This window comes from Enterococcus sp. DIV2453a, assembly GCF_050533535.1.
GTDB classification, from domain to species: domain Bacteria; phylum Bacillota; class Bacilli; order Lactobacillales; family Enterococcaceae; genus Enterococcus; species Enterococcus faecalis.
In genome coordinates, this window is sequence record NZ_CP172899.1 from 137,538 (window position 1) to 151,333 (window position 13,796).

The 13,796-nt window shown below is 39.9% G+C and carries 13 protein-coding genes; 11 read left to right on the forward strand and 2 right to left on the reverse strand.

The features are described from left to right. Nucleotides 1-89 precede the first annotated feature (89 nt). The 7 genes from IGK03_RS00600 to deoD all read left to right on the forward strand — a co-directional run bounded on the left by IGK03_RS00600 (nt 90) and on the right by deoD (nt 7,635). Nucleotides 90-1,658, forward strand: a complete 1,569-nt coding sequence (locus tag IGK03_RS00600; RefSeq protein WP_002381361.1) for an ABC transporter ATP-binding protein — start codon at nt 90-92, stop codon at nt 1,656-1,658. Then, nucleotides 1,651-2,784: an ABC transporter permease gene (locus tag IGK03_RS00605; RefSeq protein ID WP_002356171.1), complete on the forward strand. Its 1,134-nt coding sequence runs from the start codon at nt 1,651-1,653 to the stop codon at nt 2,782-2,784. The genes IGK03_RS00600 and IGK03_RS00605 overlap by 8 nt, the downstream gene beginning before the upstream one ends. Then, nucleotides 2,784-3,737, forward strand: a complete 954-nt coding sequence (locus IGK03_RS00610) for an ABC transporter permease (protein ID WP_002356172.1) — start codon at nt 2,784-2,786, stop codon at nt 3,735-3,737. Before IGK03_RS00605 ends, IGK03_RS00610 begins: the two co-directional genes overlap by 1 nt. A gap of 275 nt (nt 3,738-4,012) precedes the next feature. Further along, complete coding sequence (locus IGK03_RS00615) at nt 4,013-4,606, forward strand: TMEM175 family protein (RefSeq protein WP_002367631.1); 594 nt, start codon at nt 4,013-4,015, stop codon at nt 4,604-4,606. 301 nt (nt 4,607-4,907) lie between these two features. Further along, complete coding sequence (gene deoB / locus IGK03_RS00620) at nt 4,908-6,074, forward strand: phosphopentomutase (protein WP_002356179.1); 1,167 nt, start codon at nt 4,908-4,910, stop codon at nt 6,072-6,074. Between the two features lie 16 nt (nt 6,075-6,090). Then, nucleotides 6,091-6,909 carry a purine-nucleoside phosphorylase gene (locus IGK03_RS00625; RefSeq protein WP_002356180.1) on the forward strand — a complete coding sequence of 273 codons (819 nt, stop codon included), beginning with the start codon at nt 6,091-6,093 and terminating at the stop codon, nt 6,907-6,909. A gap of 18 nt (nt 6,910-6,927) precedes the next feature. Next, entirely contained in the window at nt 6,928-7,635 is a 708-nt protein-coding gene (deoD, locus tag IGK03_RS00630) for a purine-nucleoside phosphorylase (RefSeq protein WP_002359338.1), read from the forward strand. A 37-nt stretch (nt 7,636-7,672) separates the two neighbouring features. Here the strand turns inward: deoD and IGK03_RS00635 are convergent, their stop codons facing one another. Next, on the reverse strand, nt 7,673-8,611 hold the full coding sequence (locus IGK03_RS00635) for an iron-hydroxamate ABC transporter substrate-binding protein (protein WP_430602408.1): 939 nt from the start codon (nt 8,609-8,611) through the stop codon (nt 7,673-7,675). A gap of 229 nt (nt 8,612-8,840) precedes the next feature. On the opposite strand from IGK03_RS00635, the gene IGK03_RS00640 reads away from it, so the two are divergent. The 4 genes from IGK03_RS00640 (at nt 8,841) to IGK03_RS00655 (ending at nt 12,971) form a co-directional block, all read left to right on the forward strand. Next, entirely contained in the window at nt 8,841-9,647 is an 807-nt protein-coding gene (locus IGK03_RS00640; RefSeq protein WP_002373821.1) for an ABC transporter ATP-binding protein, read from the forward strand. Continuing rightward, a complete protein-coding gene (locus tag IGK03_RS00645; RefSeq protein WP_010775503.1) occupies nt 9,644-10,654 on the forward strand; it encodes a FecCD family ABC transporter permease in 1,011 nt (336 codons plus the stop codon). Before IGK03_RS00640 ends, IGK03_RS00645 begins: the two co-directional genes overlap by 4 nt. Next, complete coding sequence (locus tag IGK03_RS00650; RefSeq protein WP_010707976.1) at nt 10,651-11,655, forward strand: FecCD family ABC transporter permease; 1,005 nt, start codon at nt 10,651-10,653, stop codon at nt 11,653-11,655. The genes IGK03_RS00645 and IGK03_RS00650 overlap by 4 nt, the downstream gene beginning before the upstream one ends. Before the next feature lie 113 nt (nt 11,656-11,768). Beyond that, nucleotides 11,769-12,971 carry an iron-containing alcohol dehydrogenase gene (locus IGK03_RS00655; RefSeq protein ID WP_002408242.1) on the forward strand — a complete coding sequence of 401 codons (1,203 nt, stop codon included), beginning with the start codon at nt 11,769-11,771 and terminating at the stop codon, nt 12,969-12,971. A gap of 56 nt (nt 12,972-13,027) precedes the next feature. On the opposite strand, the gene gpmA is transcribed toward IGK03_RS00655, so the two are convergent. Then, nucleotides 13,028-13,714 (reverse strand): 2,3-diphosphoglycerate-dependent phosphoglycerate mutase, encoded by a 687-nt coding sequence (gpmA, locus tag IGK03_RS00660; protein ID WP_002359343.1) that lies wholly within the window; start codon nt 13,712-13,714, stop codon nt 13,028-13,030. Nucleotides 13,715-13,796 lie beyond the last annotated feature (82 nt).

Sequence of the window (13,796 nt, forward strand, 5' to 3'; positions counted from 1 at the left end):
ATAGTTGAGGTTCTTCAACTACTTAGTTAAGGGTCAAAATTACCCTCTAAAGTATTGCCAATATAATTTTGTTAGGAAGTGAATAGACCTTGTCTCAAGAAGAAAACGTAATTGAGATGCGTAAAATCACCAAAGAATTTGGGACGTTCAAAGCCAACGACCAAATTGATTTACAAGTAAAACCTGGTGAAATCCACGCACTGCTAGGTGAAAATGGTGCAGGCAAGTCGACCTTGATGAATATCTTATCAGGGCTATTGGAACCGACCTCAGGTGAGATTTATATGAATGGCGAAAAAGTCAACATTACAAGTCCTACTGCAGCCAATCGTTTAGGAATCGGAATGGTCCATCAGCATTTTATGTTAGTTGAAGCCTTTACTGTGACTGAAAATATTATCTTAGGTAGTGAACCTACCCATGGCGGTATTTTAGACCGGAAAAAAGCGAAAAAAGAGATTGAAGAAGTGTCTAAGCAATACGGGTTGGATGTAAATCCCAATGCCTATATTCGCGATATTTCTGTAGGTATGCAACAACGGGTTGAAATTTTAAAGACCTTATATCGTGGTGCGAACGTTTTAATTTTTGACGAACCAACCGCAGTATTAACGCCACAAGAAATTGATGAATTAATGATTATTTTGAAAGAACTAACCGATGAAGGCAAATCGATCATTTTAATTACACATAAGTTAGATGAAATTAAAAAAGTAGCGGACCGTTGTACGGTCATTCGCCGGGGGCAAAGTATTGGCACCGTCAATGTGAAAGACGTTTCTTCGCAACAGTTAGCCGATATGATGGTGGGCCGTTCTGTTTCTTTCAAAACAGAGAAAAAACCAGCGCAACCGAAAGAAACAATTTTATCAATTAAAGATTTAGTAGTGAAAGAAAGCCGCGGCTTAGATGCGGTGAAAAATCTTAGCTTAGATGTCCGAGCAGGGGAAGTTGTTGGAATTGCGGGGATTGATGGCAATGGACAAACAGAATTAATCCAAGCCTTGGCAGGATTAACCAAAGTCGAAAACGGGTCCATTCATTTGAATGAAAAAGAGATTACTAATCGCAAACCTCGTGAAATTACGGAAATGGGTGTCGCCCACGTTCCTGAAGACCGACATAAATATGGCTTGGTATTAGAGATGACATTGGCTGAAAATATTGGCCTACAAACGTATTACCAAAAACCATACAGTTCAACAGGTATTTTAAACTATCGAATGATTAACAAACACGCCCGTGAATTAATTGAAGAATATGATGTACGGACTCCTAATGAATTAGTACCAGCTCGGGCGCTTTCAGGTGGGAATCAGCAAAAAGCGATTATTGCCCGAGAAGTTGACCGCGATCCAGATTTGTTGATTGTTTCTCAACCAACACGCGGTTTAGATGTCGGAGCTATTGAATACATTCATCGTCGACTAATTGAACAAAGAGATAAAAATAAAGCTGTTTTATTAGTAAGTTTTGAATTAGACGAAATTTTGAACGTTTCTGATCGTATCGCTGTTATTCATGCGGGGGAAATTGTCGGAATTGTTGATCCGAAAGAAACGACAGAAAATGAATTGGGCTTGTTAATGGCTGGCTACTCATTGGAAGAAGCCCGTGCTGAGTTATCAAAAGTAGAGGCAGGTGAAACTGTTGAATAATCGTTCTGAAAAAATAAGAAATATTTTAGTCCCTGTGTTATCTGTTATTATGGGTTTCCTCTTAGGGGCAATTATTATGGTTATCTTTGGCTATGACCCAGTGGCTGGGTATCAAGCGATGTTTGAAACAGCTTTCCAAGGAAAGAAAAGTATTGGTGAGATTTTTGTCACCGCAGCACCGTTGATTTTTACCGCTTTAGGATTCTCGGTGGCTAATTCGGCTGGATTCTTTAATATCGGGCTTTCTGGACAAGCCTTATGTGGTTGGGTGGCTAGTATTTGGGTCGCTTTATCCATGCCTGATGCACCCCGGATGATTGCGTTGCCGGTGGCGATTATTGTTGGGGCAGTTGCAGGAGCTTTAGCAGCAGCCATTCCAGGTTTCTTGCGTGCCTATTTTGGGACGAGTGAAGTTATTGTTACGATTATGTTGAATTATATTTTATTATACACAGGAAATCATATTGCTAATAATGTCATGAAACCAAGTATTATGGCGAATAAAGGGATTACCAAAATGATTGGTGCGAATGCATCATTACGCTCACCGTTTTTAACAAGTATCAGTGATGGCTCTCGTTTGAACATCGGCATTTTCTTGGCCTTCATTTTCCTTATTCTTGTGTGGTTCTTGATGAAAAAAACAACGCTTGGTTTTGAAATTCGGTCGGTGGGGTTAAACCCATTTGCTTCTGAATATGCTGGAATGAGCAGCAAGCGAACGATTATTTTATCCATGATGATTTCAGGAACGCTGGCTGGTTTAGGTGGTGCGGTCCAAGGATTGGGGACTTTCCAAAACTTCTTTATTCAAAACACATCGTTGAGCATTGGGTTCGATGGTATGGCCGTGTCTCTATTAGGAGCAGGTAGCTCAATCGGGATTTTACTTTCCGCATTACTGTTTGGAATGTTAAAACTTGGTGGACAAGGAATGCCGTTGATAGCTGGTGTACCAACCGAATTAGTTGATGTTGTTATTGCAGCAATTATTTTCTTTGTGGGAATTAGTTATTTAATTCGTTTCTTGTTAGCGAAAGCGTCTGGTAGTAAAAAAGAAGTAGCGATTGTAGAAACAATTGAAGCGGCGCCAGACAAAAACAATCAAGAGGGGGGAGACATCTAATGGATTTAGCAACAATTTCCTCAATCATCACGCAAACATTAGTGTATGCAACTCCGCTCATCTTGACAGCATTAGGCGGAACGTTCTCAGAACGAAGTGGTGTGGTTAACGTTGGTTTGGAAGGTATTATGGTAATGGGCGCTTTCAGTTCGGTCGTTTTTAACTTGACGTTTGCTGATACATTTGGCGCGGCGACACCATGGATTGCTTGTTTAGTAGGAGGCGTTGTCGGGATTGTCTTTTCTCTCTTACATGCCGTTGCAACTATTAACTTACGAGCAGATCATATTATCAGTGGTACTGTCATTAACTTGATGGCACCGGCGCTAGGGGTTTTCCTAGTAAAAGTTATTTATCAAAAAGGACAAACAGATATGATTACACAATCATTTGGTTATTTTTCTTTCCCAGGATTGTCAAAAATTCCAGTGATTGGTGAACTATTCTTTGCAAAAACCTCTTTGCCAGCTTTCGTAGCAATTTTGATTGCGATTTTAGCTTGGTTTGTCATTTATAAAACACGTTTTGGCTTACGGTTACGTTCTGTGGGAGAACATCCACAAGCGGCAGATACATTGGGAATTAATGTCTACTTAATGCGTTATTCTGGCGTCTTGCTATCCGGCTTCTTAGGCGGTATGGGCGGAGCTGTCTTTGCTCAAAGTATTGCGGGTCGTTTTGGGATTACCACAATTGCAGGACAAGGGTTTATTTCAATGGCCGCAATGATCTTTGGTAAATGGAATCCACTTGGGGCAATGGGCGCAGCCTTATTCTTTGGTTTTGCACAAAACTTAAGTATTGCTGGGGAAAACTTACCAATTATTTCAGAAATTCCAAAAGTTTATCTACAAGCAGCACCATACGTATTGACCATTTTAGTCCTAGTTGTGTTCTTCGGAAAATCATCGGGACCAAAAGCGAACGGGAAAAATTACGTCAAAACGAAATAAGAAAAGAAATAGGCCCTCCGTCAAAGCGACGGGGGGCCATTTCTTTTCTTAGGATAATCAGTTGAACACAAGCGACATTAGGTACTGCTTCACTGCAAAAAAGCGAGTTGATAAAGGTAACTTTTCTTTTTTCTTTTGGCTGTTTTTTACAATTCGAAGGAAGTGTCGAAATTTTGAAAAAAACCAACAAGTCTAGCAGCTTTTTTTTCAAAAATCGTTGGTTTTTCTGCTATACTTTTGTTTGTAGTAAGAATAGGAAAAGTGGAGGACGTTCAATGAATAAAACACGTGTAGAAGCATTTAGTGATGCAGTCATTGCCATCATCATGACCATCATGATTTTAGAAATTAAGACTCCTCAAGTGGGTGTTTTGGCAGGTTTGATAGAAAATATCCCATATTTTTTATCGTTTATTGTCAGTTTTATTTTTATCTGTATCGCTTGGTACAATCATCATTACATAATGTCCGTAACTCATTGGTTTTCTAAAAAAGCGTTTTGGGCAAATAATTTTTGGTTATTCTCCATGGCCTTCATTCCGGTAGCAACTGCTTGGGTGAGTGAATTTTGGTGGATGCGGGCACCTGTTTATTTTTATCTTGTTGTGTATACGGTTTGGGATTTTGCCTACTTCTTGCTAACAAGGATCATTTATGAAGACAATGTAGTGAAAGATCCACAAGGTGCAGCTAAGTTAAGAAAATCGAAATCTTATAGTAAGGCAACAAAAATCATTCATCTTTGTCTTTTCGCAATCGGATATATCGGCATTTATTTTTATCCGCCCATTGGCATTGGTGTGATTTTATCAGAAGCGGTTATCTGGTATTTAAATGTGCCAAAAGAGGGAGACCGCTTGGAGTGTTAAAAGTTTCGATTGTATAAAGAGTCGTGTTCTTTTTAAAGAGCAGGCTATTCGAAAAAAACAATAAAAAAGTTTCCTAATTACGGAGGGAGACTTTTTTTCTTTCAATTTTTAAGCCCTGCTAAAATCGAAGGAATCAGTGAAAATTTTAATGCTCTTTCAGGCAATAATAGCGGATTCATGGTATAATTGAAGAGCTGAGAATAAATAGATTATTCTGTTTGATTCTCGAGACTATTTAAAAGGCTAGCGTAAAATAATTGTCATTCTTGACGTATTTACGACCTTAGAGGAGGAAGCAAGTGTGTTTAAACGTGTTCATTTAATCGTACTAGATTCAGTCGGTATTGGTGAAGCACCAGATGCTGAAAAATTTGGAGATGTCGGCAGTGATACACTAGGTCATATTGCCAAAGAAGCGGGACTAACCATTCCTCATTTAGAAAAACTTGGATTGGGAACTATTGCTCCTTTAACAGGTGTCAAAGCAGTGGCAGACCACGATGGCTATGCCACCAAATTAGAAGAAATTTCTGTTGGAAAAGATACTATGACCGGTCACTGGGAAATTATGGGCTTGAACATCAAAAAACCTTTTCGAGTATTCCCAAACGGCTTTCCTGAAGAATTACTGAAACAAATTGAAGATTTTTCTGGGCGAAAAGTTGTTTGTAACAAACCATATAGCGGGACAGCAGTCATTGATGATTACGGCGAACATCAAATGAAAACAGGGGATTTAATCGTTTATACTTCAGCGGACCCTGTTTTACAAATTGCGGCGCATGAAGACATTATTCCATTAGAAGAATTGTATAAAATTTGTCAATATGTTCGTGACATTACGAAAGACGAACCTTATATGATTGGTCGGATTATCGCTCGCCCGTATGTTGGTGAACCAGGTAATTTCACTCGAACCAGTAACCGTCATGACTATGCTTTAGATCCTTTTGGCCATACTGTTTTAGATTCGTTGAAAGAAAACGGCAATGATGTGATCGCTGTTGGGAAAATTAACGACATCTTTAATGGACAAGGAATTACTGAAGCTATCCGCACGAAGAGCAATATGGATGGGGTGGATCAATTATTAACGGTCATGAACAAAGATTTCACAGGTTTAAGTTTTACTAACTTAGTGGATTTCGATGCGCTGTATGGCCACCGTCGTGATGTAAAGGGCTATGCAAAAGCCATCGAAGATTTTGATGGTCGTTTGCCAGAGATTATGGCAGCTATGGCCGAAGATGATTTGCTTTTAATTACAGCAGATCACGGGAATGACCCAACTTTCCCAGGAACAGACCACACACGTGAATATGTACCTTTATTGGCTTATAGTAAAAAAATGACAAAACAAGGCAGCTTGCCACAAGGATTTTATTCAGATATTTCAGCAACGATTGCTGAAAACTTTGAAGTTCCTGCAACGGAAAACGGTCAAAGCTTTTTAAATCAATTACAATAATTCGAGGAGGCAACACATGACAACGTTAACGAACCATTTAAACGAAACAACTGAGTTTTTGAAAGAAAAAGGGGTGCAACAAGCAGACTTCGGTCTAATCTTAGGTTCTGGGTTAGGTGAATTAGCTAATGAAATAACCGATGCGATTGCTATTCCTTTCTCTGAAATTCCCCATTTTTCTGTTTCAACAGTCGTTGGACATGCTGGACAATTAGTTTACGGAACGCTTTCTGGAAAAAAAGTTTTGGCGATGCAAGGACGTTTTCATTATTATGAAGGACATTCGATGCAAACGGTCACTTATCCCGTTCGTGTGATGGCTGCTTTAGGCATTCATTCAATGATTGTAACCAACGCAGCTGGTGGCGTAAATGAAACATATACACCGGGGAATTTGATGTTAATCAATGACCACATTAATTTTACAGGCGATAATCCGTTAATTGGTGAAAATGATGAAGAAATCGGGCCGCGTTTTCCAGATATGAGTCATGCTTACACGCAAGAATATCGGGAAGTGGCAAAAAAAGTGGCTGCGGAACAAAATATTGATTTAAAAGAAGGCGTGTATATGGGCTTTTCTGGCCCGACATATGAAACGCCTGCAGAAATTCGGATGTCACGGACGATGGGTGCAGATGCAGTTGGCATGTCAACTGTTTCGGAGGTCATTGTAGCTGTGCATAGTGGCATGAAAGTACTAGGCATCTCTTGTATTACGAATTTAGCAGCTGGTATGCAAAGTAGTTTAAATCATGCAGAAGTAGTTGAAACAACTGAACGCGTTAAAGGACAATTCAAAGAGTTAGTGAAAGCAACACTAGCAGCTTTATAAAAAAAGGAGTAAACCAGAATGAGTGTGCATATCGAAGCAAAACCAGGTGAAATTGCCGATAAAATTTTACTACCAGGGGATCCCCTCCGAGCAAAATATATTGCGGAAACTTTTTTAGAGAATCCTGTCTGCTATAATCAAGTTCGTGGAATGTTAGGTTACACAGGAACGTATAAGGGACAGCGTGTTTCGGTCCAAGGAACAGGGATGGGGATGCCTTCAGCAGGTATTTATGCCCATGAGTTAATTAACTCTTACGATGTGAAGAAGTTAATTCGTGTTGGTACGTGTGGTTCTATTTCAGAAAAAGTCAACGTTCGTGAATTAGTTATCGCACAAGCAGCAGCGACGCCTTCTTCCGCGATTCGCAATGATTTTCCTAAATATGATTTTCCACAAATTGCGAGCTTCGACCTTTTACTCAAATCTTACGAAATTGCTAAAGCAAAAGGCTTTACTACCCATGTTGGTAACGTATTGTCAGATGATGTTTTTTACAAAGATAGCTTAGATGATGTCTTTCGTTTAGGTCGATACGGGGTATTAGCGATTGAAATGGAAGCGGCAATGTTATATTATTTAGCAGCAAAATTTGATGTAGAAGCATTGGCGATTATGACGGTGAGTGATAGCTTGGTGACAGGCGAAGAAACAACGGCAGAAGAACGCCAAACGACGTTTAATGAAATGATTGAAGTTGGTTTAGAAACGGCAATTGCTAATTAAAAAATGCTTGGATGATTATTTTCATCCAAGCATTTTTTTAATTTAAGAGCGTTTTTTTTACATCTTCAACAATTTGAGTATTCGCAATAGGTCCGTTGTATAACCAACTACTTTTTTTATCATAGGTATGAACTTGGTTATTTTTCACAGCAGGTAAGTTCTTCCAAATTGCTTCTTGGAAAAGAGGTGCTGATTCATCACTGTTTACAAGGAAAATGTGGTCTGCGTCAAGCTCAGCTAATTTTTCTAAAGAAACTTGATTCCAATCCGCAGTAGCATTTTTAGAAATTTCTTCCACTAATTTTGGAACTTGGAGGCCTAAGTCCTGATAGAGCACGGTTCCGCTTGAGCGATTATCGCTAACCATAAAGACTTGGTTGTTGGTTACCCATAAGACTGCCGCAGATTTGCCAGCATCTTTTTTGCCAAGGTCTTCTTGGACGCCTTTGGTTAAGGTATCATAATCTTCTAACACTTTTTTCGCTTGTTCTTTTTTATCTAAAACAGTGGCAATATCTTCCAATTGATCACGCCAGGTGACATTTTCGCCGTTTTTGACTACATAAGTTGGCGCAATTTTACTGTATTCTTTGTATTTACCACCTTCAACTAGAGCAGATGAACTGATTAATAATAAGTCAGGTTCAAATTTTAGAACCGCTTCATATGGCAAGTCATAGGAAATAGTGGGGATATCTTTCAATTCTTTCGCTAAATAATCTTGAATGCTGCCTTGTCCAACTGTCCATTGTGCCACTGGTTTTTCTCCTAGTGCAACTAGATAATCTTCTAAATAGCTCGCAATAATCCGTTTGGGTTTCGCGGGGACGGTTACTTTATTGCCTAAGGTATCTGTTACTTCATGTGTTTTGTCAGCGTTATTGGCTTCTTTATTCGTATTACCACAAGCTCCGAGTAAGAATGAACCAAGAAGAAGGGTGGTACCAATTAGGACCGTCTTTTTTAAAAGTTTCATTGTGTAACTCCTTTATTTTTAGTTGATAACGATTCTCATTATCAATTAAAAACGACCGTTTGTCAATCATCGCTTGTTTTTTTGAGCAAATAAGTTGCATTTTTAGATAATTCGTTTTTTTGATTGGAAGAAACATTGCTTTTTAAGGAAGGGTCTTTTATAATCAAGGAACAATGAGTGAGAACGATTCTCAATAAATGTAAAATAACGACAGAAAAATTAAAGAGGAATGGTTATGAATTATTTAGAGGCAGAGGACTTAACTACAGGATATGGTCGTCAAGTGATTAGTGAAGCGCTGAACTGTTCATTTGAAGCGGGAACTATTACAAGTATTATTGGACCAAATGGTTGTGGCAAATCGACCTTGTTAAAAACACTTGCGCGTATTTTGCCAGCTGAGAAAGGCAAGGTGTTCATTAAGAACCAAGAACTTCAACATTTTTCTTCAAAAGAAGTGGCGCAAGAACTAGCGATCTTATCACAAACGCCAGAAAATACAATCGATTTATCTGTTTTTGACCTCGTCTCTTTCGGGCGATATCCTTATCAATCGGGCTGGAAAAGTGTCACCAAAGAAGATCAAGAGTACATACAATGGGCATTAGAATTAACAGGCTTAACTGAGTTAGCTAGAGAGTCTGTGGCAATTTTATCAGGTGGACAACGTCAACGGGTTTGGATTGCTATGGCGCTAGTGCAGGATACAGATATTTTAATTTTAGATGAACCGACCACCTATTTGGATCCAGCGCATCAGCTAGAAATTTTAAATGTGTTAAAACGAATTAATCAAGAACATCAAAAAACTATCGTGATGACGATTCATGATATTAATTTAGCTTCTCGTTTTTCTGATCGCGTGATTGCGATGAAAGAGGGAAAGATTATCAATGAAGGAACACCGCAAGAAGTGATTACTGTTACTGGCTTAGCAGATGTTTTCGCTATTCAAGCAGAAATTAGTTACCATAGTCAGACACAGCGGCCACTAGTGCTTTCTTATGAGTTGATGGAAATGGAGCTGGATGGATGAAAGGCATAAGCGGATTTTATAGACACCAATGGCAAGTGTTACTTGTCTGTCTTTTTTTGCTACTGGGGACAATGCTTCTGTCGCTGATGTTTGGTGCGACGTCGGTTTCGATTCAAACGATTATTGAATCATTTACGCACTTCGATGCGACCAATCAAGCGCATCAAGTCATCCAAACGGTTCGGTTGCCGCGGATTTTAGGGGCCGCTTTTGTGGGGGCAAGTTTAGCGGTGAGTGGGGCGTTAGCGCAAGGGATTACGCAAAACCCATTGGCAGATTCTGGCTTGCTGGGTATCAATGCTGGGGCTGGCTTGGGCTTAGCGCTTGTTTTTGCTTTCCTCCCTCAGGCAAGTTATTGGTGGCTTTTAGTTGTTTCTTTTCTTGGTGCCGGCGTGAGTGTGGCACTGATTTATTATCTTTCTAATCATTCAATTCGAGGAGCAAGCCCCATGCGTCTGACCTTGGTGGGGGCTGGTATTAGTGCCCTTTTTTTATCATTTAGTCAATTCTTAGCCATTCAGTTCAATTTGAGTCAAGAGTTAACGTTTTGGTTTCTTGGCGGCGTCAGCGTTATTTCTTGGGCACAATTAAAAATAGTCGTCCCGATCTTTCTGGGCGCATTTGCATTAGCAGTTCTGATTAGTCCGTCGATGACTATTTTACGGTTTGGCGATGATGCAACAATTGGTTTGGGGCGAAATCCGCAGCGTATTCGGTTGTTTGCCAGTATAACGATTTTGCTTTTATCAGGATTGTCTGTGGCGCTGGTTGGCTCGGTCAGTTTTGTTGGTTTGGTGGTGCCTCATGTGATGCGAACAGTTTCTGGAGAAAATTACCGTCGCTTGATTCCGTTCTCGGCGTTAGGCGGTGCGCTCCTCGTTTTGGTGGCAGATTTAATCGCTCGAATGGTGAATCCGCCTTTTGAAACACCATTTGGGATTATCACGGCCTTAATTGGCATCCCATTCTTTCTTTATTTATTTCGTAAAGGAGGGCAACTAGGATGACACAGAAAAAAGTGTCCCGTTGGGTGGCTGTCTTAATAGTTGGGATTATCCTAACTGCTTGTATCAGTTTAACGCAAGGGGAATTATCTGTTTCCGTCATGGATTTAAAAGCCCTTCTTTTGGGACAGGGAAGTCAGGCCAAACAACTGTTAGTTTGGGATTTTCGGTTACCACGGATTGTGCTAGCGGTCCTTTCGGGCGCAGCTTTAGGCTTAAGCGGTGCTATTCTTCAAGGGATTACTCGGAATCCGTTAGCAGATACTGGGATTTTAGGCATTAATGCGGGTGCGGGTTTGGCAGTGATTTTGTTTATTAGTTTTGTTGAGACGACAAGTATCACAACGTTTGCACTTCCGCTCGTGGCCTTAGTTGGCGGCTTGCTAGCGGCTGTTGGGATTTTAGTAATCGCGTATCATCATCGTTTAGGATTGACGCCAGTTCGAATGGTCTTATCGGGTGTCATTTTGAGTACGGGTATTTCAGCACTCACCTTATTAATTACATCAAAAATTGACACTGAAAAGTACCGTTTTGTTACAATGTGGCAAGCAGGCAGTATCTGGGGTAGTAATTGGTTCTTTGTGGGCGCTTTGTTGCCTTGGCTAGTCATCGGGTTCTTTTTTGCGATGAAGCGTCATCGTCTGTTGGATATTTTACAATTGGGGGACGAAACAGCTATTTCTGTAGGTATTGCTGTGAAAAAAGAACGAATCGTTTCGTTGCTGTTAGCGGTGATGTTGGCGGCATCAGCGATTTCCGTTACAGGGGGAATTAATTTTTTAGGTTTACTTGCGCCACATATTGCTCGCAAATGTGGTTTTACGCAACAAAAACAGGTATTGCCATTGGCGGCGTTGTTTGGGAGTTTACTTTTATTGGTTAGTGATACGATTGGTCGGCTATTGCCTGGCAATGGAGAAATGCCTGCAGGGATTATTGTTGCGATCATCGGTGCGCCTTATTTTCTTTATTTGTTAATCAAAACAAGCGATTCGTTATAAAAAAGAATCAAAAGCTGGGTCAATTGGTCGTTGTGAAAGCAACTGTCATTTGCTCGGCTTTTTGATTGGCGGATTTTTGAAAAAATAGTATGATAAATGCGTAAGAGCATTGAATGGAGGATGAAAGAATGGAAAACTTTAATTTTTATGTACCAACAGACATCCGTTTTGGGAAAGATCGTTTAGACGAATTACCTGCTGTGTTAGATCAATTTGGCAAAAATGTCTTACTTGTTTATGGTGGCGGTAGTATCAAACGTAATGGCTTGTACCAACAAATTACTGATTTGGCCCAAAAAAACGGGCATACATTGATTGAGTTGAGCGGTGTCGAACCAAACCCGCGCATTGAAACCGTTAGAAAAGGAATTGAGTTGTGTAAAGAAAACCAAGTCGATGTTATTTTAGCAGTTGGCGGTGGTTCAACCATTGACTGTTCCAAAGCAATAGCTGCGGGCTTTTATTCGGAAGAAGATATCTGGACAGTCATTGCAGCCAGAAAAGGGTATACAGGTCCTGCTTTACCAATCGTGACCATCTTGACTTTAGCAGCGACAGGTAGTGAAATGAACGCAGGTGCTGTCATTTCTAACTTAGAAACCAATCAAAAATTAGGCTTTGGTGGTCCGAATATGATTCCAAAAGTTTCGTTCTTGGATCCAACGAATACTTTTACGGTTCCTCAAAATCAAACAGCAGCTGGCTCAGCGGATATTTTCAGTCATTTGATTGAAAACTATTTTAGTATTTCGACAGGCACGGACGTCCAAGATTTTGTGTCAGAAGGCTTAATGCGAACGGTTATCAAAAATTGTCCTATTGCTTTAGAAAATCCAGAAGATTATGATGCACGTGCTAATTTAATGTGGGCAAGTAGTTTAGCCTTAAATGGTTTAACAGGGCGCGGCAAACAAGGTGTTTGGTCTTGTCACCCAATGGAACATGAATTAAGTGCGTTTTATGACATTACGCATGGGATTGGCTTAGCAATTTTAACGCCTCGTTGGATGAATTACGTTTTGTCTGAACAAACCGTAGGCAAGTTTGCGCAATTTGCTCGAAATGTTTGGGGAATAGTCGAACAAGAAGAGGAAGTAGCAGCGAAAAAAGGTATTCAAGCATTATATGATTACTTTGTGGCTTGTGGCATTCCAATGACATTACCAGAAGTTGGCATCGAAGCAGATAAATTTGAAGAAATGGCACAACAAGCTGTGGCCCATAGTGCAATTGCCGAAAAGGCTTATGTACCATTGGATGCAGCGGATATAGTAGCGATTTATAAAGATTGTTTAACCGAAAGTCAATTTATTTAATCCATAAAAAAGCGGTTTGCCTTGGCAAACCGCTTTTGTTAATAAGAAACAAGTTCTTATAAGTAGTATTTTTCTTTCACAGTTAAATCATCGTTTAATTCATAAACTAATGGTTTACCTGTTGGGATTTCAAGATCCATAATATCTTCATCAGAAATGCCTTCGATGTGTTTAGCTAAAGCACGTAATGAATTACCATGAGCCGCTACTAAGACAGTTTTGTTGTCTTTTAAAGCTGGCGCAATTTCATCTTGCCAGAATGGTAATGCACGTTCCAAAGTAACTTTCAAGTTTTCGCCACCAGGAATATCGCGTTGGTCTAACATTGCATAACGACGGTCGTTTGCTGCAGAACCTTCATCTGTTGCTTCCATTAATGGAGGAAGAGTATCGTAAGAACGACGCCAGATGTGGACTTGTTCGTCTCCGTATTTTTCAGCAGTTTCTTTTTTGTTTAGTCCTTGTAATTTACCATAGTGACGTTCGTTTAAGCGCCAAGATTTGATTTGAGGTACCCATAATTGATCTGAGTATTCTAGTAAATAGTTACAAGTTTTGATGGCACGAGTTAAAACAGAAGTATAAGCAACGTCGAATTCGATGCCTGCTTCTTTAATTTTACGGCCGCCTTCTTTTGCTTCTTCAACACCTTCAGGTGCTAAATCTACGTCAGCCCATCCAGTAAATTGGTTTAAGGCATTCCATTCGCTAAGTCCATGACGAGAAAAAACTAATTTTGGCATGTATAAGCTCTCCTTTGAGTTTAGTTTTCTGAAAATAAGATTTCCACGTTTATTGTACACCGTTTTGCGCAAGATTTCCAAT

Bases quoted from the DNA above. Each gene is read 5' to 3' on its own strand.
- IGK03_RS00610 (WP_002356172.1), top strand. From the start codon at position 2,784: ATGGATTTAGCAACAATTTCCTCAATCATCACGCAAACATTAGTGTAT.
- IGK03_RS00615 (WP_002367631.1), top strand. From the start codon at position 4,013: ATGAATAAAACACGTGTAGAAGCATTTAGTGATGCAGTCATTGCCATC.
- IGK03_RS00625 (WP_002356180.1), top strand. From the start codon at position 6,091: ATGACAACGTTAACGAACCATTTAAACGAAACAACTGAGTTTTTGAAA.
- deoD (WP_002359338.1), top strand. From the start codon at position 6,928: ATGAGTGTGCATATCGAAGCAAAACCAGGTGAAATTGCCGATAAAATT.
- IGK03_RS00635 (WP_430602408.1), bottom strand. From the start codon at position 8,611: ATGAAACTTTTAAAAAAGACGGTCCTAATTGGTACCACCCTTCTTCTT.
- IGK03_RS00640 (WP_002373821.1), top strand. From the start codon at position 8,841: ATGGTTATGAATTATTTAGAGGCAGAGGACTTAACTACAGGATATGGT.
- IGK03_RS00645 (WP_010775503.1), top strand. From the start codon at position 9,644: ATGAAAGGCATAAGCGGATTTTATAGACACCAATGGCAAGTGTTACTT.
- IGK03_RS00650 (WP_010707976.1), top strand. From the start codon at position 10,651: ATGACACAGAAAAAAGTGTCCCGTTGGGTGGCTGTCTTAATAGTTGGG.
- IGK03_RS00655 (WP_002408242.1), top strand. From the start codon at position 11,769: ATGGAGGATGAAAGAATGGAAAACTTTAATTTTTATGTACCAACAGAC.
- gpmA (WP_002359343.1), bottom strand. From the start codon at position 13,714: ATGCCAAAATTAGTTTTTTCTCGTCATGGACTTAGCGAATGGAATGCC.